At 36.1% G+C, this 22,509-nt stretch carries 17 protein-coding genes and 1 pseudogene; 11 read left to right on the forward strand and 7 right to left on the reverse strand.

Translation table 11 applies throughout. From position 1 onward, the window contains the following. The first annotated feature begins 9 nt into the window (after window positions 1–9). On the forward strand, window positions 10–894 hold the full coding sequence (locus tag CEF19_RS12140; protein WP_100406292.1) for a helix-turn-helix transcriptional regulator: 885 nt from the start codon (window positions 10–12) through the stop codon (window positions 892–894). A 201-nt stretch (window positions 895–1,095) separates the two neighbouring features. Here CEF19_RS12140 and CEF19_RS12145 read toward each other — a convergent pair whose 3' ends face one another. Both CEF19_RS12145 and CEF19_RS12150 read right to left on the reverse strand, forming a co-directional pair. Continuing rightward, a complete protein-coding gene (locus CEF19_RS12145; protein WP_100406293.1) occupies window positions 1,096–2,205 on the reverse strand; it encodes a M20 family metallopeptidase in 1,110 nt (369 codons plus the stop codon). Between the two features lie 73 nt (window positions 2,206–2,278). Further along, window positions 2,279–3,322, reverse strand: a complete 1,044-nt coding sequence (locus CEF19_RS12150; RefSeq protein ID WP_100406294.1) for an ATP-grasp domain-containing protein — start codon at window positions 3,320–3,322, stop codon at window positions 2,279–2,281. A 303-nt stretch (window positions 3,323–3,625) separates the two neighbouring features. Between CEF19_RS12150 and CEF19_RS12155 the strand changes: the two genes are divergently transcribed. Further along, window positions 3,626–3,796 (forward strand): DUF3934 family protein, encoded by a 171-nt coding sequence (locus CEF19_RS12155; protein WP_100406295.1) that lies wholly within the window; start codon window positions 3,626–3,628, stop codon window positions 3,794–3,796. Between the two features lie 483 nt (window positions 3,797–4,279). On the opposite strand, the gene CEF19_RS12160 is transcribed toward CEF19_RS12155, so the two are convergent. Then, entirely contained in the window at window positions 4,280–5,299 is a 1,020-nt protein-coding gene (locus tag CEF19_RS12160; protein WP_100406296.1) for a discoidin domain-containing protein, read from the reverse strand. After that, on the reverse strand, window positions 5,292–5,846 hold the full coding sequence (locus tag CEF19_RS12165; protein WP_157800953.1) for a sigma-70 family RNA polymerase sigma factor: 555 nt from the start codon (window positions 5,844–5,846) through the stop codon (window positions 5,292–5,294). Before CEF19_RS12165 ends, CEF19_RS12160 begins: the two co-directional genes overlap by 8 nt. A gap of 296 nt (window positions 5,847–6,142) precedes the next feature. Between CEF19_RS12165 and truA the strand changes: the two genes are divergently transcribed. The 3 genes from truA (at window position 6,143) to CEF19_RS12180 (ending at window position 10,379) form a co-directional block, all read left to right on the forward strand. Further along, complete coding sequence (truA, locus tag CEF19_RS12170) at window positions 6,143–6,880, forward strand: tRNA pseudouridine(38-40) synthase TruA (protein WP_100406298.1); 738 nt, start codon at window positions 6,143–6,145, stop codon at window positions 6,878–6,880. Between the two features lie 407 nt (window positions 6,881–7,287). Next, window positions 7,288–8,682, forward strand: a complete 1,395-nt coding sequence (locus tag CEF19_RS12175) for a hypothetical protein (RefSeq protein ID WP_100406299.1) — start codon at window positions 7,288–7,290, stop codon at window positions 8,680–8,682. A gap of 359 nt (window positions 8,683–9,041) precedes the next feature. Further along, entirely contained in the window at window positions 9,042–10,379 is a 1,338-nt protein-coding gene (locus tag CEF19_RS12180) for a 5'-deoxyadenosine deaminase (protein WP_100408296.1), read from the forward strand. 115 nt (window positions 10,380–10,494) lie between these two features. Here the strand turns inward: CEF19_RS12180 and CEF19_RS12185 are convergent, their stop codons facing one another. From CEF19_RS12185 to CEF19_RS12195, 3 genes and pseudogenes are all read right to left on the reverse strand, one after another. After that, window positions 10,495–10,866, reverse strand: coding sequence for a helix-turn-helix domain-containing protein (locus CEF19_RS12185; protein WP_100406300.1), 372 nt, complete (start codon window positions 10,864–10,866; stop codon window positions 10,495–10,497). A gap of 240 nt (window positions 10,867–11,106) precedes the next feature. After that, entirely contained in the window at window positions 11,107–11,367 is a 261-nt protein-coding gene (locus tag CEF19_RS12190; RefSeq protein WP_100406301.1) for an AraC family ligand binding domain-containing protein, read from the reverse strand. A 272-nt stretch (window positions 11,368–11,639) separates the two neighbouring features. Further along, window positions 11,640–13,117, reverse strand: a pseudogene (locus CEF19_RS12195) (glycoside hydrolase family 43 protein). 321 nt (window positions 13,118–13,438) lie between these two features. Between CEF19_RS12195 and CEF19_RS12200 the strand changes: the two are divergent. From CEF19_RS12200 to CEF19_RS12225, 6 genes are all read left to right on the forward strand, one after another. Then, window positions 13,439–14,578, forward strand: a complete 1,140-nt coding sequence (locus CEF19_RS12200; RefSeq protein WP_100406302.1) for an MGDG synthase family glycosyltransferase — start codon at window positions 13,439–13,441, stop codon at window positions 14,576–14,578. Window positions 14,579–14,749: 171 nt separating this feature from the next. Further along, window positions 14,750–16,882, forward strand: coding sequence for an RNA degradosome polyphosphate kinase (locus CEF19_RS12205; RefSeq protein ID WP_100406303.1), 2,133 nt, complete (start codon window positions 14,750–14,752; stop codon window positions 16,880–16,882). A gap of 68 nt (window positions 16,883–16,950) precedes the next feature. Then, window positions 16,951–17,634 carry a response regulator transcription factor gene (locus CEF19_RS12210; protein ID WP_100406304.1) on the forward strand — a complete coding sequence of 228 codons (684 nt, stop codon included), beginning with the start codon at window positions 16,951–16,953 and terminating at the stop codon, window positions 17,632–17,634. A 576-nt stretch (window positions 17,635–18,210) separates the two neighbouring features. Further along, entirely contained in the window at window positions 18,211–20,397 is a 2,187-nt protein-coding gene (locus CEF19_RS12215) for a rhamnogalacturonan lyase (RefSeq protein WP_100406305.1), read from the forward strand. 180 nt (window positions 20,398–20,577) lie between these two features. Next, window positions 20,578–21,387, forward strand: coding sequence for an Fpg/Nei family DNA glycosylase (locus tag CEF19_RS12220; RefSeq protein ID WP_100406306.1), 810 nt, complete (start codon window positions 20,578–20,580; stop codon window positions 21,385–21,387). A 110-nt stretch (window positions 21,388–21,497) separates the two neighbouring features. Continuing rightward, a complete protein-coding gene (locus tag CEF19_RS12225; protein ID WP_100406307.1) occupies window positions 21,498–22,496 on the forward strand; it encodes a BMP family ABC transporter substrate-binding protein in 999 nt (332 codons plus the stop codon). Window positions 22,497–22,509: the final 13 nt, after the last annotated feature.

Here is a 22,509-nt window from a genome sequence, read left to right on the forward strand (position 1 = left end):
AGTGTTTAAATGCAAAATATTAATGATGAATTGCTTATTCATGAAACAGTGCCTACATTTATAATTCAATATAAAACAAGCGACATTACTGCATCAAACTTCCATTTTCATTCAGGGTATGAAATCGTTTGGTTAAAGCAAGGGGAAGCAAAATATATTTTTGAGGAGAAAGTATATCATTTAACAAAACACCATGTATTATTATTTAAAAGTACTGAGTTTCATAAAGTTAGTTTAAGTGCTAACTCTGTCTATGAACGAGTCGTAATTATGTTTACTGATGAATTTGTTTCATTCGATCACCCGATATTAACAAAGTTCAAGCAATTTTTAGAGGATTTACCTTTGCCACATTACGTTCTGCATTTATTTACATGGAAAGCCGAACAATTTCAGCATATTGTCGATCATTTATTACGCGAACAAGAAAATAACCAATGGGAACAGAAGAGTGCATTGGAATTATACTTTCTTGAATTACTTCTATATTTAGGGAGAGAAATTCAACTTTCTTATGATCCAAAGTCTCATTTATCCGACTTTCAAGCCTCAAAGGATGTAGGTGTGCATGAGCGTATTTTAAAAGAAATCAATGTCATCTGGGATACTGATTGGTGCTTAGAAAATCTAGCAGATCGACTACATTTCAATAAGTATTACTTATGCCACTTTTTTAAAAAAGAATTTGGCGTTACCATTTATCAATATATACAACAAAGAAGAATATATGAGGCAAAGAAAATGTTAATTAATACGGACATGCCCATCCATAAATTAGCTAAAAAAGTAGGCTTCACTTCAGTTTCTAGCTTTATTCGAAGTTTCAAAAATCATGTTCGTATGACGCCGAAGAAATATAGACAAACAACAAATATTCCCTCACTAGAGTTTTAATTAAAAATAAAAGTGTTGTTACGATCCGAAACAGTACATGTGTATTCGATTTAAATATAGATATTAAAATCATATTTTTGTTAAATTCCAGATAGGAAGGTTAGGTTTATCCTTCTCTATAACTGACTATAAGTGTGCCTAAAGGTACTAATCTCTCGTTGTCTAATTAAGCCCATCAATTAAAGTTGATGGGCTTCTTCTTTACGGATGTTCAGTTTTGACTAATCTCTTAGTTGTTTTATTATTAATAGAAGCTACAAATTCTTTGAGAACTTCTAGGTATTCTCTAACAGAGTCAATATAAACCATTTCTTTCTCACCATGCCAGTCAAAGCCAACTGGTCCAAACTCCACCGCGGCACCACCGTATTTTGTGAAAAATTGACCATCGTTCGAACCGTGCTGACCATAAATATTTACTTGTTCGAGTTGAGTTTGACTTTTTATAGACCTCGCCAGTGCTTCGACATATGGATCATCTTCTTTCGTCTTAACTGGACCGTTGCAAATATGGATTTTAACTATATCTTCTGTAATCCCTTGAATCTGTTTGAAAATTTGATCAGGTGATTGGTCTGGTAAAAATCTGATATCAAGAGACATCTCACACTTTTCAGGTACCTTGTTGTAGACGGTCCCGCCTTTTATTTTAGCGAGATTTATAGACGGCTTGTCATACATCGGCGGGGCAGTCTCTTTTGCAAACGGAAGCTGAAGAATGTCTTCATAGAGATTATAAGCTTTCTTAATTGCATTATGGCCTTCCCAGGGTCGACTTCCGTGAGCAGGTTTGCCATAGACCTCAAAATCAAGCTGCAGTACTCCTTTAGATTGGATGGCAATTCCAAAATGTGTTGGTTCACCACAAATGATAAAATCACCTAAGTACCCTTTTTCTGTCAAGTATTTTGTGCCGTTAACTCCACCTGTTTCTTCGTCAGGCACAAGTTGAAGCATAACTCGCGTTTCTAGGGGACTGTCCTTTAGTTGTGCCATCGTCTCCATCATCGTCGCCACTCCTGCTTTCATATCCACCGATCCGCGACCGTACATCTTTCCATCAAGTATATAAGGTTGAAACTGTTCATCCGTTGCCTCGATGACATCTACATGACCATTTAAGACGATAGTGTTATCACCTTGGCCGATTTCAGACACTATCATATAATAACCATTATTTTCGATCCTTTTCACTGGGAGGCCTCGGTCTTTTAACCATTTTTCGCAAAAAGCAATAGCTTCGTTCGCTCCTTCTTTCCTTGAACTGTCTATTTTTATTAAGTCCTCTAATAAGGTGATTGGATCACCCATTTTATCCCTCCTAAGTGGCTAAAAGTAATTTTAGATTATTCACCCTCAATTTATACTATCTTGTATTTTAAAATCATAGGGCATACTGTTCTTTTCGTTTATCAATGCGAATAACAGTGTCATGACGGGCTAGTTCAATCCCTGAATCCTGAATCAACCACTCGTCATGTACCTCTTTACCCATAGTTAGTGCAATAATCGCTGCAGGAATATCCGCTCCTGCCGCATGGGAAAAGGCATACCCTCCACCAAAGCGAGGATTTATATCAATAACATAATAATTGGTACCATCGTAATACACATCAGTATTCATGTAACCAGCATGACCTAAGTTTTCTCCCATTCTCCGTGCGATTTCTAGTAATTCAGGGGGATTCTCTGTAATACATCTATCGATATCTCCACCTCGCATTTCCAATTGCTTACGAATAAGGGAAGTGAGAAAACGACCGTTTAAATCATTAAACATATCCACACTAAATTTTTCACCTTCGACTACTTCTTGGATAATCACATTATCCTCTGGATCGTTGGAAGTAGCGTCATCTAAGGGTGATTCCTTAATTTCACGAACGGCATGATTGTAAGCCAATTTCATATCTTCAATGTTATGGGCAAATTCAATACCTATAGACGCAGAGCCATTACGAGGCTTCACGATTAATGGAAAGGACACTTCGTTATTTTTTAAAGCATTTTCAGCATCTTCTATGTTTAGGTAAGAGAGTGGAGCCTTAACCTCAAATGCCTTCAGTAGCTCTCGGTATTTTCCTTTATCCCGTACCTTATCGACAATGTTTGTGTCCGGAATAAAAACAGAGACACCCATGTTTTCCAATTCCTCTTTGTGAGCAGATAGCTTGGGTACTTCCCAATCATTTAATGGAACAAGACATTTCACTTCATGTTTTTTGCAAATCTCAAATATCGCTTTCATATATCGCGAGTCTGTTTGATGGGGAATCACATAATTTTCATCTCCTACTTGGAGTGATGGTGCGTTATCCTCCGGATCGGCAACAATCACCTTTCCATTTATATCAGCTTTTCTTAATGCATCCTGAAAAAAACCGACAAAGTCTATGCGTCTTGCACTTGATGTTAGTAAGATATTCAAAGTGAATCCTCTCCTCGTGGTTTTAATTTGTCTACTAAACAAGACACTATTCTTTACCCATAAGCATAAACTTCAACCTACCTTTATAAAATTTTGAAGATTTTACAAAAGAAATATTCTCGTATTTTTAGTTTAGAAATTGTTATTGAAAATAATGGAGTCAATTCGAATTCAGTAAACATAATGAGACAGGTTTAGAGGAAGTGGAGAAAATTCTAAATTGGGAATTGACTTTGATATCGAATTACCAAATGCTATACTTCATAGTAGGCAACTAAGTAAAATTGAAATAGGTGATATTATTTGAGTAAAGCAAAGGGTAAAGGTGGAACAGGTAGGGGAACAGACAAAAAAGGATGGAACAGATGGCAAGCTAGTGCTAAGAAGGCAAAAGCCAAAGCGAAACCTTATAAAAGTAAAGAAAGTAAAAAGCAGACCGGTTCTGCAGCTTCTGACCATGAAAAAGGGGATTGACATTTAAGACTAAATCTAAATAGAAGAGGCTATCTCAAAAGCGGATGAAAAGGTTGCAATGGCTCCGCGCGCCCGCTATGAGACATCTTCACTGATTGCTTAAAAGGGTACTAAAAAAGGTGAAAACCGTGAGGCCACTGAAAAACCCTTTAAAAGCATTTCGAGGAAGCAGTAATGGCTTCACTCGTTGTGCGCCTTGCTATGAGAAAACCACTCATAGCAAGACTTTTCAAACCGGGCAACGGTTTCGCGCATTACTAAGAGGGCACTGAAAAAGGAAAAGTACCCTTTTTACAGTGCCCTCATCATACAATCCTTTTTGAGTATTGAAAGGATTTGGAGAATTTGTAGTGTATGTTTTTAATGAAATTATGTTATTTTTTTTAAGAAAAGGATTAGGACCAATTAATATCCCCTAAACTTTTTTTGTGAAATAGAGAACTACCAGACTATGCATCAGCTTCTGCTTCTTCAACCAAGAAATTATCTAATCATCGTTTGGGTTATACTGTTCCAATCATTAACCGTATTTCCAAAGTTTACAATCCTAAGATAATTTGCAGAGGTTGGTTCAATTTCATAAGTTTCAAAGGATGTTGTGTTTCCTGAACTTTCTCCCACGTAGACTGTGTTCCATTCAGAACCGTCCGTAGACATTTCAATTTGAAAACTTGATTTCCTCACATCGCCTTCATACCATGCAATAGCAACTTGTTCAATGGTATGTTCTTTTTCTAGTTCATATGCGATCCATTGATTTTCCCCATTAGCTGACCATCTTGTCAGGAAGTCGCCATCGATTGTATTCTCAGGGGTATTTTCATCCTGATATGAGCTGGCTGTTAATTTAATAGGTTCGATTTTCGAGTGTAACGGTTCAATGGATGAGATGCTAATCGGGCCATTTTCCTCATCTTGAAAGGTTGTTAGTCTTAAATACCTTGTTTCTGTAGGAAGAAATAAATAGGATTCCCCCTCAAAATCCGTTTCACTTATGGCGCCTTCCCAAACTTCTGTCCAAATCTTCCTATCGTTCGATACTTCTATTTTCGTATGGAGGCTATTTTCATATACCTCTTTCCAAATAATTCGTAACCCATAAAAAACATGTGTAAATCCAAAATCATACTCAATCCATTCCTCAGCGGCGGTTCCAGACCAAACTGTGTTCGGATTTCCATCCATTGTATTTTCAGGTCCATACCCGGTTTCGTTAGAGCTTGATGTAATATTAGAGACCCAAATGTTTGTTTTAGCTATTTCTTGAGATTGATACGAAATTTCTTGATTAAAATAGGCTAAACTTGAGATGAATAAAATTGCTACTAAGGCAACAGCACTCGATAATGGAACAAAACTCTTAAAAAAAGACTTTCTTTTTTTGTTCATTGTATGCTGTTTTACTGCTTCAACCATTTGTTTTTTCTTTGAATCATCTAAAGAATGTTTACTGAACACGTGGTGATCTAAACCACTTTTAATCCCTTTAAACTTGTCACTCATATTCTGACTCCTTAGTTAGTGTGACTTTTAAACGTTGTCTGCCTCGTTGTAACCGGCTCTTTACGGTTCCTACATTGACTTGTAAAAATTGACTAATTTCAGTTGAAGACATTTCATGATAGTAATATAAAATAATAACTTCTCTATATTTAACTGGAAGTGCTAATACATTTTTAGCTAGAGTTTTGTCTTCAGCTATTTGTATCACCGTATCTTCAGGCGAGGTGTTTCCCTTTTTGGGCATCAGCGATTCTAACAAGTCTGAAACAATGGTTGTTTTAAAGTAACTATTTCGTAAGATATCTTTACTTCGATTTGCTGCTATTTGATAAATCCATGTCTTTAATGACCCTTCATGACGAAAGGTATCTAAATTATCGTATACCTTTATAAAAACATCCTGTGTAATATCCTCAGCCATGCCCCAATCCTTCACATACGTAAAGGAGAAATTGGTTATCTGTTTTGCATATAGTTCAATTAATTCTTCAATAAGCTGCTCTTTATTTTTAAATTTACTGTTTTCTAAAAAATCATGATTGGACAAAAGAATCACTCCAGTAGATGTATGGAAGTTAAGAAGGTCCCAAAAGTCCTTTTTTGAGACTCATTTTTATAAACATAATGTCTAACTTAATAGATTATAACATTGCTTACTAATGAAATTTGGGTAACCTTTTAAATGAACTTTTGTTGATTAATCGCATATCAACATTAATTCCATTTATAATGGGTCGTACTTGGTAGAATGGATGAAAGGTTCACCTGTCTTCAGCGTTTGGCTTGAAATGTTATAATAAGATCAAATGAGGAAACAATAAAGTGTAAAACAAGGAGAATTCAATGAATAATTATAAATTGGTCATTCAATATGATGGCGGACGCTATAAGGGCTGGCAGCGGCTAGGAAATGGCGAAAATACAATTCAAGGAAAAATAGAAAATGTTTTATCAGAGCTAGTAGAAAATAAAGTCGAAATCATCGGGTGCAGCCGAACCGATGCAGGGGTGCATGCCTTTGCTCAAATAGCCAATTTTAAAAGTAGTGAGAATCTAACAGAGTCTGAAGTCAAACATTATTTGAATAGATATTTACCACAGGATATAAGCGTTACAGAGGTGACTCTAGTTAATGATCGTTTTCATGCGAGGTATAACGCAAAAGACAAAACGTATCTATATAAAATTTGGAACGAAGAGCATATAAATCCATTCATGCGAAAATACAGTATGCATATTGAGAAAAAGTTAGAAATTACAAAAATGAGGCAAGCATCTCAATACTTCATAGGAGAACATGACTTTACTGCTTTTTCAAATGCCAAGTCTAAGAAAAAGTCGATGGTGAGGAAAGTTTATGCGATCGATATTGAAGAGAATGCAGGCTTCATTGAGATTAAAGTACGAGGGAATGGGTTTCTTTATAATATGGTTAGAAAAATGGTTGGTACATTGATAGATGTTGGTTTAGGTGAAATAAAAGCTGAAAGTATACCAGAAATTTTAAAATCACAAGAAAGAAACCAAACAGGACGTATGGCTGATCCTGGTGGTTTGTATTTGGAAAAGATTGATTTTTAGATGGAAAGGATTCACGTTGTTGGTTTGGCTGTCACAAACTTTTAGGTCTTAGCTTCCTAAAAAAAATAAAAACTTGTTCCCTTGGTCAGGAACGAAGACGTAACAATGGCTTCTGTCGCTACTCGCCTTACGATGAGAAACCACTTATCGTAAGGCTTTTAAAAGATGTTGCGACTTCGCACATGCAAACATAGATATGGATAGCTACTCAGAGTTGTGGAAATTAAGTTTTTAGTCACTAATAAGTCACCATCTAGCTTCAGCGAGTGAGTAACACGGTCTTTGAAAAGCTTTTTTTAATATGTTCGTCGCGATTTCAGATTAATGATCCTCCTCTGAAATTAAGGGGCATTAAAGTTTCTACCTAAACTGTGTTATAGTTAAGGAAACGATAGGAGGTAGATATTATGAATCAAGACCAATTTTTTCTCTATGGTCAACAAAATCATATCCAATTAAAAGCAGAAAGAGCTTCATATTATCTGCAAGGTGAAATTATAGAAGCGTTTAGTGAAAACAATGAGGTTTATTATCTGTTTTTTTATAAATCCCAGTTCCTCACAGCTGCAAAAGCAACAAGACTTCGTCGCAACTCATTCATCGAGCATGCTTTTAAAAAAGGTATGGTTTTTGAGTCTCCTCATCCGTTAATTAACGTATTACTAACCTCCAATCAACCTTGCCAAATTATTAGCTTAAAGCCATTATTAAAAAAGCTCGAAGTGAATTACTCTCCACAGGAAAAAGCGCATATTCTAACCTTCTTTGAATCGTTTGTACCCAAAAAGCAATTGTTTGAAGAAATGATCTCGATTTTCTACGAATATCGTCGGAACGGACAGAGGTATTTGGGCTACCGAATTATTCAGATTTTAATGGATTTTGCCCCGAAGCATAGTTTGGTAAAACAGCTTGCCAAAGATCCAATGGCTAATAAATATGCTAGTCTTTACAATGAAGGCTCTGAGAAGTTGTTTGAAAAGGATTTGATTTTTGCAGAGAAAACACTTTATTCTCAAAAAGATAATGAGCAAAAGTTTAACCTACTCATAGCCCACTTGGAACTAGAGTCCAGATGGAGCGATTTGATAGCTATGTTTATGTATAAATTAATATTAACCCCTTCAACTGACTACTATAACCCTCTTAAAAAAACACTTGAACAGCATTTAAACGAAAATGAAACAGTCTATATTTTAGAGCAGTTATCCTGTCAACTACCCAATTTCCTTCCTTTGCAACAAGATTTATTTAATGAATATGTTAAAGAAAATAGGCTTGAAGAAATATTTACTATGATGAACAAATATGACTTTAAGCTCAGTAATGATCAGATTGAGACATTTGAAAACATGCTACAACAATTAGATTTAAATGCACATTCCTTGCAACCAGACAGGCTTAATCAATTGTTAAGCCCGCTGATTGACTTAATTCCTGAAAAAGCTGAACTATTGCTCAATAAATATGTAAGTTCATTATTGAAAAACTATGACTTAACTTATATTGGTGAGTGGCTCGCTCCTTTTAAAGAAAACCATCAAACACTAGAGGTTTTTAAAAGAATTGATACCATGAAGAAGCTTAGTGATGATTTAGACCAAATGCAAACTCTAGGAGAGCTGTACTATGAGTTTAAACACCTAGATAAAGCAATTGAGTGTTTTAGCTGGGAGATGGAATTGAAACCGAATGAACCCAAACCCATACAATGGATATCAAAAGTTTATCGAGACAAAGGGATGAATACGGAATCAGACGCATATCGCCAACTATGCATTAATTTGCAAAAACGAGCATAAAGATGGGAAGTCTTAAACAATCTCAATTCGAAAGAGGTTGTCTCAAAATCATAGGATATATCAATACTTCCGTCCCTACTCGTCTTACGCTAAGAAAAAACTACTCATCGTAAGGTCTTTAAAAAGATGTAGCGACTTCGCATATTGCTAGGGGGTGCGTCATAAGGTCAAAAACTGACCTTATGACGCACCCTCTTTTTTAAGATTGAAGCCAGATTTATAAAATATTGTTTCGTAGCTTTTGTACCAATTATGTGATGATTTTACGTATCAAGTATTAAGATAAAAGGAAGCAACATAATTTGAAGGAAACCCCAAATGACTTTATAAAATATGTCTTTAAAGGGAGTGGTTCTGAAATGAGTAGAATATTAATTAAACATGCAGAGATTATTACAATGAATAAGGATGAAGAAATAATAAATGCTGACATTTTAATAGAAAATGACAAGATTAAAGCTATTGGGACGGATTTAAAAGAAACTGGAGATGAAAAAGTGATTGATGCAACGGAAAGGCTAGTGATCCCAGGGTTTATACAAACACATATTCACTTATGCCAAACAATCTTTCGTGGAAAAGGTGATGACTTAGAACTCATGGATTGGTTAAAAAAACGAATATGGCCCCTGGAGGCTGCTCATGACGAAGAGTCTATTTATTATTCAGCGTTGCTTGGGATAGGGGAGCTAATCCAAAGTGGTACAACAACTATTGTTGATATGGAAACTGTCCATCATACAGATTATGCATTTAAAGCTATCGCCAAAAGTGGGATAAGGGCTTTATCTGGTAAGGTTATGATGGATAAAGGCGAAGAAGTGCCTCCTCAATTACAGGAAAAAACATCAGAATCAATTGAAAAAAGCGTTGCCCTTATGGAAAAATGGAACAACTTTGATAACGGCAGGATAAAGTATGCCTTCTCACCTCGTTTTGTTGTTTCTTGTACGGAAGAGTTATTAAAAGAAGTCAGTAGGCTGTCTAAATCCTATCAAGTCTATGTTCATACGCATGCTTCAGAAAATAAAGGAGAAATTGAAATTGTCGAGAGAGAAACAGGAATGAGAAACATTGAATATTTAGATTATTTAGGATTAGCGAACGAAAGATTAATCTTGGCTCACTGTATTTGGCTAAATGAAAAGGAAAAGACAATTATAAAAGAAAAAGGAGTTCACGTTAGCCATTGTCCGGGGTCTAATTTAAAATTAGCATCTGGTATCGCGGAAGTCCCTCATTTATTGGAACAAAGCATTTCAGTTAGTTTAGGGGCAGATGGCGCTCCCTGTAATAATAACTTGGATATGTTTAATGAAATGAGATTAGCAGCATTAATCCAAAAGCCTTCTCACGGGTCAACAACCATGGATGCAAAAACCGTTTTTCGTATGGCAACAATTAATGGGGCTAAAGCAATTGGAATGGAAGATCAAATAGGGAGTATTGAAGTTGGAAAAAAAGCAGATTTAGCTATTTTAAATCTAAATGATTTTCATACGTACCCATCCTTTGATGTTGACCCTATCTCAAGAATTGTCTACTCTGCCACTAGGGCTGATGTAGTAACTACAATAATTAATGGGGAGATTGTAATGGAAAATCGAGTCATTAAAACAATGGAGAAAAAAGTAATTTTACATGAAGCCAATGCTTCAATTAAACGTTTAATTAAAAAAATTCCATTACTTAGTTGATATTGATATAGGCTAGAACTTACGTATAAGCAGAAAGAAGAGTTAATCTATTTTTCTGCTTATACTAAACAGGATATTATAATGGTTAATATAGATAGATTTAAATAGTGCTAGTTCATTCTGGAGGTAAATGATTCGATGACCGTCTATATTCTGTCGGGGAAGCATTCTTGATTGAGCGGAATACTCGGGAAAAGGTCTTATAGGAACCGAATCCTGACTCAAGCGCAATCTCGGAAATGTTTAAGTCTGTTGAAACGAGTAAACCGCATGCATGCCTAATTCGTAAGTCATGTAGGAAATCAACAAATGTTTGACCAATTTGGTTTTTGAATAGGTCACTTAGAGAAGAGATGCTCATACTAAATTTTTCAGACAGAAATGGCAATGATAGCTCTTCATGGTAATGGAGATGAATATATTGAATGATATCCCAAATAAGAAGTCTTTTTGGCTTCTTATCCCACTTCTCCGAGTTATGAGGCAAAGCTTTGGCCCGTCTAGAACGATCAAATCTAATGAGAACCTCAACTAATTTTGCAACGAGAAGTTCTTTTTCCAGATCGATTGTTGTTAGTATTCTCTATACATTTCACAAAGTAAACCTTCTATCTGATTAAATTCCTTCTCTTCAAATTGCACAAAAGATGGTAGAAATTCCTCGGCTTCAAAGAGCAACGGATTCATTCGAGAATGCTGGCTATTAGTAAGAAGGTCCAGTCCGAAATTACAGTTGAAGAGTTTCCCTAGGGGCCGTTTCAATTTTATGGACTTGGTAAGGCATAACAAATGTAAATGTACCCGGCTTCATTAGATGTCTGCTTCCATTAATGAGTTCAGTGCCAAATCCTTTAATAACTAAGGAAAACTCAAAAAAACCATGGCGGTGTGCTGGATATCCAAAAGCTAATTGATTCATAGATACGTGAAAAGGAAATGGAGTATTAGCATAAGGAAACTCTGTAAGATGCCTTGGTAAGGATGTCATGCAACCTCCCCCTTTGGAAAAAGTGAGATACACTGGTTCAGTATCTCAGGAGGTATTGCAACAAAGGGTAGAAGACTCTACAGAAGTTCTCTTAAAGAAATCTGCTAAAGCTTATGCTGCATTATTTGAAAGAGCGAATTTAAATTGATTTTTTCTTTTATTTGGGTATAGTCGAGAGTATTTCCGGGTATTCTCGGTAATTAAGATCAATAAAAAGAAGTAGGAATCTTTTTCAGTTCCTACTTCTTTTTTTATGATTTTAAATGTTCTATTTAATCAACTGTTTGAACAAGTACTTCCTTAGTATTACTTCCCCATATAGCTACTCCTTCTTCTGATAGAGCAGTAAATGTCATTACAACACTTTTGGAGGTTTCGTCCCACTGACGGATAAATACACCATCATACATTAATCCATCAATTGTTAACTCAACACGATTACCGTCTACTTTTTCCCACTGACCCTGAACTGATCCGGTAATAGTGTTATCTTCTTGTAATCGGATTAAAGTGGATTCTTTGATATCGGCTGAAATGTCTTTGCCATGATTTATAAATCTATAATCACCAATTACATCCCCAGTGGCAACGTCATCGAGTGATTCACCCGCATATCGATAAGGAGCCACAACAGGCCAGTCATCTTGGTTCATGAACATTTGGTGAACACGGATTTCATGAGCCTCGCCTTTTCCGGGAAAGCGAGTATGGAAAATAAGAAATTGCTTTCCTGTTGCATTATCATAATAAGCTGAGTTGTGTCCTGGGGATACATAGCCGTGCTCCATACCCGAATGTGGTTCATCAGATACTTTTTGAAATAAGAAATTTCCAATCAGTTTAACTCCGTATGGCTCAATAGAACGGTCATCAAAGAGTGGAAGGTTCGGATCGGCCATGACTTCAATCATATCGTTTCCTTGTGAATCATAGTAAGGTCCATCGGGGTTTTTCGAACGCACTACGCGTTGGTTATACCCACCTGCAGCATCAAGTCCACCGTAAGACAAGTACATGTAGTAATAATCGGTATCGGGGTGGTAAAGAACATAAGGTCCTTCAATTCGACTATGATTACCGCCCATAACTCTTTTACCGTACCCTTGGTCAGGGAAAGGGAAGCCGGTATCTGGGTCCATTGCCAAAATAAAAATTCCACCCGAATAGGAACCATACATCATCCATAAGTCTCCACCTTTATCGAAGAATGTGTGAGGGTCCACAACATTAGGATGAACAGTTGCATCATAGGTCGTTCCATCTTCACTTGATTGGCCCCACATACCGGATTTTAGAAGAATGCCTAAATCCTCATAAGGACCTTCTATATCATCTGCGACAGCTACACCTAGTGCAGAGCGGGGAGAGTCACCCTTACAAGCGTGTAGTACATATAAAATCGCCCATCTTCAAGCTGGGTGACGTCAGCGGCCCATAACGTATCAGACTCCGCCCAATCAAACGTCTCTTTCAATTCCTCAACGACGTTTTCAAAAAGTGGATTAGATTCATTTACCCCATCGGCTACTTTTTGCCACTGCATCAAGTCTGTTGATTTGGCAGCAGCTAAATGAGAGCCAAATACATAGAAAGAACTGTTCACTTTAATGACTGAAGGATCATGTACAGAAGCGTTCGTAAAAAGATGTAGGTCTGTGTTTAGTCGCGACTCAGCTTTCTGTTCTTGATTTGGTTCTCCTGAAGTTAGATTTGTCTGGTTATTACAAGCGGTAAACAATAATAACAGCATTGCTAATAATATTGAGTGACCAAATATGTTTGTTTTCAATCTAGTTTCTCTCCTTTTATCTAGTAAAGTTAACGCTTTCAAAGATATCTATAATTAATAGCGTGTACCTTAATTTAATTTCTCCTTTTCTACAATTCATATTGTTAATTAATATGCTATTGATTAACAATAATATAAACTAATTGATATTTCAACTAATTTTGTTTCTATATTCAAGTAGAAAACAATAATAAATTCACGAAAGTTGAACATTACGTTAATAAGCCCTTAAAAATTGGTTGGTATGATTACAAGTAGAATGGATAAGGGAGCGTGTTCTCGATGATTTTGCCAAAAGTGTTAATTCTTACGACAAACTATGGGAATGGCCATCTTCAAGTTGCCCATTCCTTAGAGCAAGAGTTTGCGGATATAGGAATAAAAAACGTAATAGTAAAAGATTTATTCTATGAAACGAGTCCACTCCTTAATGAATGGACAAGAAAAGTTTATTTGAAAAGTTATACAACAGGTGGGAGACAAATTTATCGCTTTTTTTATTATAGTAGTAGAGAGATTTCAAAAAGGAAGAACTTGAAGTTACTCAGTTATGGTCATTCTAAGTTAAAGAAAATCATGGAGCAAGAGCAACCAAATTTGATTATCAATACATTTCCTTTCTTCGCTGTTCCTTTCCATAAAAATAAAACGAACTCCCTTCTTCCAACTTATAACGTCGTCACCGATTACTGCTTGCATCATTTATGGGTTCATCCAACAATTAATAAATATTACATCGCGACGCCAAAGTTAAAAGATGAACTCGTAAATGTAGGAATCCCTGAAGAAAAAGTAACTATTTCGGGTATCCCAATTTCAACTAAGTTTGACCAACCATTAAATGAACAGTTTCTAATACAAAAATATGCTTTAGATCCGTTAAAGAAAACAGTTCTTATTGTTGCAGGGGCATTTGGAGTTTCAAAAGAAATGAAATATATTTGTGATTTATTGAAAGATGACCCCATTATTCAATTGACAATTGTCTGCGGGAAAAACCGAGAACTATATAACCTTCTAATGTCAACGTACCGTGATAAAGAGAACATCAAGGTATTTGGTTACGTGAATCATATTCAAGAATTACTAAAGATAGCGTCTTGTGTTATTACCAAACCAGGTGGTGTGATTTTAACAGAAGCTATGGCTATGAATATACCGATTATTATACCGAGAGCTACTCCGGGGCAAGAAAAGGAGAATGCTTTATTTTTTGAAAGTCAAGGTGCGGCTATTAGAAGGGAAAGAGTGCCTCAGCTTGTTCTAGAAACAAAAAAGCTTATTCGTAATGAAGAAAAACAGCTGATGATGAAAGCAGCACTTTCTAGGATTCACGTGCCTCGTTCATCAAAAAAAATTACAAATGATATTTTACAGGACTTTTACTATCAACAAATACATCATCAACAAACAAACATATAGTGTAAACCGTCGATATGTTTAACCTATAAAAAATGTCCAGAAGAAGTATGTTTTGAAAATTTTTAATATCTTTACAAAAGATTAACATTTCATTTACATATAATTGATGATCCGGAGAAAAAGGTCAGTTAAGCTAGAAGAGTGTAGATTTTTGAAAAAAGGGTGAGGCTTATGAACCAAAAACAACTTTACAATAATAGAGAATTAAGTTGGCTAGCGTTCAATCAAAGGGTACTAGAAGAAGCGATTGATCCTCGTAATCTATTACTTGAACGTCTAAAGTTTTTATCGATTTTTAGTGCGAATTTAGACGAATTTTTTATGGTGAGAGTAGCGGGTTTGACGGATCAAGTTAAGGCAAAGTATGAAAAACCAGATAATAAATCAGGATTAACCCCAAAAGAACAGTTAGACTGTATATCAAAAAAAACGCATCAACTCGTTGAAAAACAATATGAGACGTATCAAGAAACGCTTCTCCCTTTATTACGGGAAGAAGGAATTTTGTTGCAACAGGTCGAGGAATTAAATCCTAAACAAATTAGTATGTTAGAAACATATTTTGATGAAAAGATTTATCCTGTGTTAACCCCGATGGCAATTGATGCTTACCGTCCATTCCCTAAGTTACTTAGTAAAAGTCTAAATTTAGCAATTGTTCTTACAGATAAGGCGAATCAAAGAAAAATGGCTTTCGTGCAAGTCCCTGCTGTGTTGGGGCGCTATGTCAAAATAGAACAAGGGACCACATTTGTTCTCTTAGAGAATCTTATTGCATTTTTTATCAATAAATTATTTAAAGGGTATTTGATAAAAAGTGTTCTACCATTCCGGATTACTAGAAATGCAGATTTAACGATTCATGAAGATGGGGTATCAGACTTACTCATTGAGATTGAGAAAGAATTAAAAAAGCGTAAGTGGGGGGCAGAAATTCGTCTTGAGGTTGCTGGACCAGTAGAGGATGACCAAGCTTTAGAATACATCCAAGAGCGTTTAGAGTTACAAAATGATGATACGTATATTGTCCAAGGTCCTTTGGATTTAACTTTTTTATTCTCATTCTATAAAGAAATTCAGACTCTCAAGCCTAACCTAATTAATAAACCGTTCATTCCTCAATTGCCACCACAAATATCTTATGGCGAAAATTTGTTCCAAAAGGCATTAGATCAAGATATTCTCCTTCACCATCCTTATAACTCTTTTGAACCCGTCGTGGAGTTAATAGCAAAAGCTGCAGAGGATCCCAATGTATTAACAATAAAACAAACCCTTTACCGTGTAAGTGGTGATTCATCAATAATTAAAGCATTAAAGAGAGCGGTTATTAATGGAAAGCAAGTGACCGTATTGGTAGAGCTAAAAGCAAGATTTGACGAAGAAAATAATGTGAGTTGGGCAAAGGAGCTTGAGAAAGAAGGCTGCCATGTTATTTACGGATTCACTCATTTGAAAACACATAGCAAAATCACTCTTATCGTTAGGAAAAGGAACAATAAAATTGAACGGTTTGTTCATTTAGGTACGGGCAACTATAACGATGCTACAGCTAAACTTTATACTGATATCGGTATAATTACGACAAATCCAAAGATCGGCGTAGATGCTACGAACTTTTTTAATTATATTAGTGGGTATAACGCCGAACCTAATTATAACTATCTTGTGGTAGCACCTCATGGGATTCGCGAGGAATTTATTACGTTAATTAACCGAGAAATTTTATGTCATCAACAGTATGGAAATGGTCATATTATCGCCAAGATGAATTCGCTATCGGATAAGATATTAATCGATAAACTTTATGAAGCCTCTAAGAACGGTGTGAAAATTGACTTGATTGTGAGAGGGATTTGTTGCTTAAGGCCTGGCATAAAGGGAGTAAGTGAAACGATTACCGTGCGTAGTATACTTGGTCGTTTTTTAGAACATAGTCGGATTTACTATTTTTATCAAAATGGTGAAGAAGGAACATATCTTTCTTCAGCTGATTTAATGACACGTAATATGGATATGAGGATTGAGATTTTATTCCCAGTTTTAGAGATTAGTTTAAAAACTACCGTAAAAAAATGGTTACTTCTTTATCTGTCAGATAATATAAAGGCCCGCGAGCAAAATGCTGAAGGTTCCTATCACTATGTGAAAAAAGATTCTAAAGTTCCTCCAATTCATAGTCAGGAAATATTAGGGGAAAGTAATACCTTTATGGAAAATAAGTGGTTATATAAGTATAAGCTCATAATTAAAAAGGCTAAACGTTTCAAAATCAAAAAAGTTATTCCTTTTTTATCTCAATAAAAATTGGATAAAGGCATGACTTGTATGGTGATTAAAAGATCAAATAAGCAATCTTAGGTGATAAGAAAATGGCTAAAAAAGTTCTAATTGTTTATGAAAACAAAAAAACGATTAAACCAATTTTTAGAAGGTTGGTAGATTTAGGTTTCAGTGTAGTAATAGGCCTTAATGGTGAGCAAGCTATTGAGGCTTTTCATAAGGAAGGACCTGAACTTATTATTATTGATGTTGCCATACCTAATAAAGACGATTTAGAAATTTGCCGATATTTTCGTAAAGCACAAGCCGATATTTTGTTAATTATTCTCGCTTCAAAAAGTGAAGAGGGGCCTAAGATATTAGCTCTTGAGCTAGGTGCAGATGACTGCATTATCAAACCATTTAGTTATAGAGAGCTTACAGCAAGGATGAAGTCTTTACTCCGAAGAAAAACATTTGTTTTAGAAGAAAGCCAGTTAACAAATGATTTGGTATTCTATCACAAATCTCGAAAAGTTTTATATAAGGGACGGGATATTTACCTAACTCCAGCGGAATTTCAACTTGTTTTACACTTAAATAGATACAGAGGTAAAATTGTCAAACGTGATGATTTAGTGAAATGCATCCATCATTCTTATTCTTCGAGAGAGAGAAGATCTCTTGATGTCCATATTTCTAAATTAAGAGAAAAGTTTAACAAAGAATTTATTAAGACAGTCTATGGAATTGGCTACCGATTAAAACCTTTCGACTCTGAAAATAAAATGTAGCAGGGTCGTGTTGTTACATAGTTAAGGTAGACCTGCGAGAAGTTTTTTGGGGACATTTTAGTTGAAACAAAAATGAGATAGGGGCTTTCTTAAAAGCATTTCAAGAGATGAAAATGGCTTACGTTCAGAGGCCACTGAAAAGTCCCTTTTAGGCAGATTCGCGGAAGAAGCAATGGCTCCACACGTTGTACGCCTGCTATGAGTGGGTTTCTCGTAGTAGGCTTAAGACAAAGCGACGGTTCCGCTCATTGCTGAAAGGCCACTGAAAAAAGATGAAACCGATCTTTTTCAGCGGCCTTTTCGTTCACTACTTTCCTTGCGATGAGGAAGCCAATCATCATAGATGTAGCGATTAAGCACATCACTAAGAGGTGTGTCATAAGGTTAAATTCCCCTTATGACACAGCCTCTTTCTGCTTGACTCAAAAAAATAAGAAAAGCTTAAATTACCCAGTTCAAGTGATTTCCCTGTCAAAGTTTAAATAATTAAAATATAATGGTAATAGTCCGAAAGGTGTTTTTTTCTCTTTTTGAAAGCGCTCTAATAAGGAATATTTAAATAAGGTGGTTTTGCAAATGCAATTGGAATATCTAAATAGAGGCCTTGTAGCTGTTTCAACCTCTGAAGGTGTTTATCTTAGCTGGAGGTTACTAGCAAGTGAAGTGACCGGTTATTCTGAAACAGGATTAGTTGGTACGGATTTTTACGTTTATCGAAATAATTTACTGATTGCTACCGTTAAAGACAGTACAAATTATTTAGATGATGCAGGAAAGGCTACGTGCAAATATTCCGTAGCTGCGGTAGTAAATGAACAAGAAATGAGTAGAAGTGACGACGTAACTCCGTGGGAAAAAGGATATTATGATATACCGTTACAAAAGCCAGCAGATGGAGTGACTCCCTCTGGTGAAGTCTATACATATTCCGCTAATGATATGAGTGTAGGCGATGTAGATGGTGATGGAGAATACGAATTTTTTGTGAAATGGGATCCATCAAACTCTAAGGATGTTTCTCAAAAAGGATATACAGGCAATGTATTTCTAGATTGCTACAAACTTGAGGGAACACTTCTTTATCGCATAGATCTTGGCGTGAACATTAGGGCAGGAGCTCATTATACGCAATTTATGGTATTTGATTTTGATGGTGATGGAAAAGCAGAGCTCATGATGAAAACAGCCCCTGGGACAAGAACCTTACTGTTTGATAAGGAAGGAAGTATGGTTACTGAAAGATTTGTTACATTACCTGAGAAGGATCGTCGTGCAGGTTATAGTCATTCAGACGATTATCGAATGAGTAGTGAAGATTATTATCATTATCTCGTACAGACGTTCATGGGTTGGCATCAGCATGAGGAAGTGCTGAACGGTCACTGGCCTTCTTCACTTGAGGAATGTTTTGGAATAGAGAAGCAATACCACTATCCATTACTACTAGAAGATGCCAAAAAACTCGCAACCTATTTTATTGATGTTTATGCACCAAATCGGAGTAAGAAAAATGACTTAAGAACGTTTGAAGGTTTTATTCTTGAGGGGCCTGAATTTTTAACGGTTTTTGAAGGATCTACAGGAAAAGAGCTTGAAACGATTCATTATAAACCAGGTCGCTTTGATGATGGATTAATGTGGGGAGATTACGCAATGCCACGTATTGAACCAGGAAACCGCGTTGATCGCTTCCTTGCTGGTGTAGCCTACCTAGATGGTGAGAAACCTTATGCAATTTTTGCTAGGGGGTATTATACTCGAGCTGTGATTATTTCCTATAGTTGGGATGGCCATCACCTTAAAGAATACTGGTGTACAGATAGCGGATGGACATCGATGAGCAATCCCTTTAATGACAATCCCCACCCAAGAGACGGAAGGTCAAAGGACTATGGTTCGATCACAAATCAGGGCGCACACTCATTAAGCGTGGCTGATATTGATGGGGATGGAAAGCAAGAAATTATTTATGGATCAGCAACGATTGATCATGATGGAAGCGTTTTATATAGTTCAACCGATGTGATGCCTCCGGAAAGTGCAAATCCTGGCAAAATAGCTAAGCTTGGCCACGGGGATACTTTGCACGTAGCTAATGTTGACCCAGATCGCCCTGGGCTTGAGATTTTCATGATACATGAAAATGGACGATGGGCCCCATATGGGTATACGTTACGTGATGCTGCTACAGGAGAGTTTATATACGGCGAATATGCTGAAGAGGATCGTGACCGGGGAATTGTTGGAGATGTAAATCCTACTTATCGCGGTCTAGAAACTTGGGCTAATGGTTTCGGCTTAAAGACAGCAAAAGGAGAACAAATTAGCATGGAAGCTCCAGGGACCAATATGACAATTAGGTGGTCTGGTGACATGATGACTCAAATTGTGGAGGGGACCTTTAATGATGATACGACAATTACCGATTGGGTTAGGGGTACTCTCCTGACAGCGAATGAAACAAGAACAAATAATGGGACAAAGGGAAATCCCTGTCTTGTAGCTGATATTTTCGGTGATTGGAGAGAGGAATTATTAGTTAGAACCTCAGATAGCTCAGCTATCCGAATTTACGTAAGTACAGAAGTTACAGATAGAAAGCTCTATACCTTAATGCATGATGCTCAGTACCGAACAGCTATTGCATGGCAAAATACAGTATATAACCAGCCTCCTTACCCAAGTTTTTATTTCGCATCAGATATAGAGTGGGGAAAGGTTCCGATTCCGAAATTTTGGACGGCCCAAGAAAAAGATAGTTAAAATGAAATTAAGACTGCCATATTGGTAGTCTTTTCTCTTTTAAAACTAGTACGAAGCCTATAAGGATTTACATTTATGGATCCATCAATTTATTATAAAAAGCTAAAGAATATAAGTTATTCTCTATCCTTTCTGGTAAGACTAAGCACTATAGTATTTAATTGGAGAGGGTGAATATACTTGCCGGAGTTACCTGAAATGGAAAACTATCGAACCCGCTTAAGTGAACATTTAATTGGGAAAAGAATACAGGAGATAACAATTACTAGAGAAAAGTCACTTAATGTTACCGTTGAACAGTTCAGACAACACGTAGAAGGACAAACGATTGTTGCAATTGATAGAAAAGCCAAGCACCTATTATTTAACCTTGAATCAGGAAAAGTATTATTGCTCCATTTAATGCTAGGGGGAGTGATGTATATAGGTGGAGAAGGTGATGCACCAAAACGAACGAAACAAGTAACGTTTATATTTGATGATTGCTCTTTGTTTTTGATGGGGCTCCGATTAGGATATTTGCATTTGCATAGTCTTGATCAAGTTGAGGAGAAATTACGAGACCTAGGTCCAGAGCCATTGGACGATTCCTTTACTTTAGATGCATTTTATAAGTTAGCTGAGAAAAAAAGGGGGATGTTAAAGTCAGCTTTGGTAAATCAAAAGTTTATCTCGGGTATTGGAAATTTGTATTCTGATGAAATTTGTTATCAATCTTGTCTCTTACCGCAGAGAAAAGTTCAAGAATTAACGATTCAGGAGAAACAAGCCTTGTATAGAAGTATTCAGGCAATATTAAAAAGGGGGCTTACTTACGGAGGTTATATGGATATGCCTGTATATAAGGGTGACCTATTAACTGGCCAATACAACCAACACTGTTATGTTTATGATAGAGAAGGTGAATTGTGCAAGCGTTGTGATTCTAAAATCTTGAAGGCTAAAGTAGCATCAAGGAAAAGTTTTTTTTGTAATAATTGTCAAAGGTAATTTATTTCAACCATCAATTTGTCGAATTAAGTAGAAAAGTATCTATTGAATAGTAGACCCCCTTATTTGTTTAAAGTAAAATAAAGAAGTTATAAGAAGGGGAGTTTGCCATGCAGGAATCAAAACAAGTAAAGATTATTGTTTCTGTAACGCTGATAATTGCCATTGCCTTAATTTGTATAGTTGGCTTAAAGGTCAGTGGAATTCTACATGATTCTAAAACAAGTGTTCAAGCTGATAAAGTCAAAGTGACGATTATTACGTCCGATGTGATTTCTGACCAAAGTTGGGGTAGTTTGGCATATAAAGGTCAACTAAAAATAGAGGAACAGTTTCAGGTTGATGTGACGTTGTATAGTGAAATTGCCACAGAGGAATTAATGAAGGAAACGGTAGAGAAAGCGGTTAAAGAAGAAACCGATTTGATTATTGGACAGGGGCGCGAATTCTCTAATGTGTTTACTCAGCTAGCAAACAGCCATACCAATATTCATTTTGTTACTATTCACGGGACTTCAAAGTATTCTAACCAATCAGTCTATACATTTGAACAAGGTGAAATTGAACACTTTGCGGCATTAGCAGCTGCACTAAAAACGAGAACGAAAAAGGTTGCTGTGCTTGATGCCATTGAATCCAGGGAAAAGAATCCAGAGTTTGAAAATGCTTTGGCTTATTATATACCTGAAGCAACATTTTACTATAAAGTAGTTAATAGTAGAGATGACAGTAAAAAAGCAATACAATTAGCAACAGAGTTGTTCAAAGAAGGTGTGGATGTCATATACACAAAAGGTAATGCTTATAATCTCCATGTTATCGAACTGGCTAAACAATACGGGATTTATGTCATTGGTTATTTAGATGATCAGTCGTATATTGCAAAAGATCATGTCTTAACAAGTGTAACTAATGACGTCTCTCAAATGTATGTAGCAATCATGAGAGATTATTTAAGTGAACATGGAATAAAAAAAGGAAAGGTTATGCTAAAAGAAAGTGATGGAATCTATCAACTTGCACCTTTTGGACCCATGTTTACTGATCGGGAAAAAGAAATGATAAATATAGAGATAGAGAAGTTTCAAAATGGAGAATTGAGATTTTAGTATGTAGAGTTAG

Origin of the sequence: Bacillus solitudinis (genome assembly GCF_002797395.1) — a bacterium.
Taxonomy (GTDB): domain Bacteria; phylum Bacillota; class Bacilli; order Bacillales; family Bacillaceae_D; genus Halalkalibacter_A; species Halalkalibacter_A solitudinis.

Coding starts and splice junctions, on each gene's coding strand:
- CEF19_RS12175 (WP_100406299.1), top strand. CDS start 7,288: ATGAATCAAGACCAATTTTTTCTCTATGGTCAACAAAATCATATCCAA.
- CEF19_RS12140 (WP_100406292.1), top strand. CDS start 10: ATGCAAAATATTAATGATGAATTGCTTATTCATGAAACAGTGCCTACA.
- truA (WP_100406298.1), top strand. CDS start 6,143: ATGAATAATTATAAATTGGTCATTCAATATGATGGCGGACGCTATAAG.
- CEF19_RS12180 (WP_100408296.1), top strand. CDS start 9,042: ATGAGTAGAATATTAATTAAACATGCAGAGATTATTACAATGAATAAG.
- CEF19_RS12210 (WP_100406304.1), top strand. CDS start 16,951: ATGGCTAAAAAAGTTCTAATTGTTTATGAAAACAAAAAAACGATTAAA.
- CEF19_RS12215 (WP_100406305.1), top strand. CDS start 18,211: ATGCAATTGGAATATCTAAATAGAGGCCTTGTAGCTGTTTCAACCTCT.
- CEF19_RS12225 (WP_100406307.1), top strand. CDS start 21,498: ATGCAGGAATCAAAACAAGTAAAGATTATTGTTTCTGTAACGCTGATA.
- CEF19_RS12200 (WP_100406302.1), top strand. CDS start 13,439: ATGATTTTGCCAAAAGTGTTAATTCTTACGACAAACTATGGGAATGGC.
- CEF19_RS12190 (WP_100406301.1), bottom strand. CDS start 11,367: ATGACATCCTTACCAAGGCATCTTACAGAGTTTCCTTATGCTAATACT.
- CEF19_RS12160 (WP_100406296.1), bottom strand. CDS start 5,299: ATGAGTGACAAGTTTAAAGGGATTAAAAGTGGTTTAGATCACCACGTG.
- CEF19_RS12145 (WP_100406293.1), bottom strand. CDS start 2,205: ATGGGTGATCCAATCACCTTATTAGAGGACTTAATAAAAATAGACAGT.
- CEF19_RS12205 (WP_100406303.1), top strand. CDS start 14,750: ATGAACCAAAAACAACTTTACAATAATAGAGAATTAAGTTGGCTAGCG.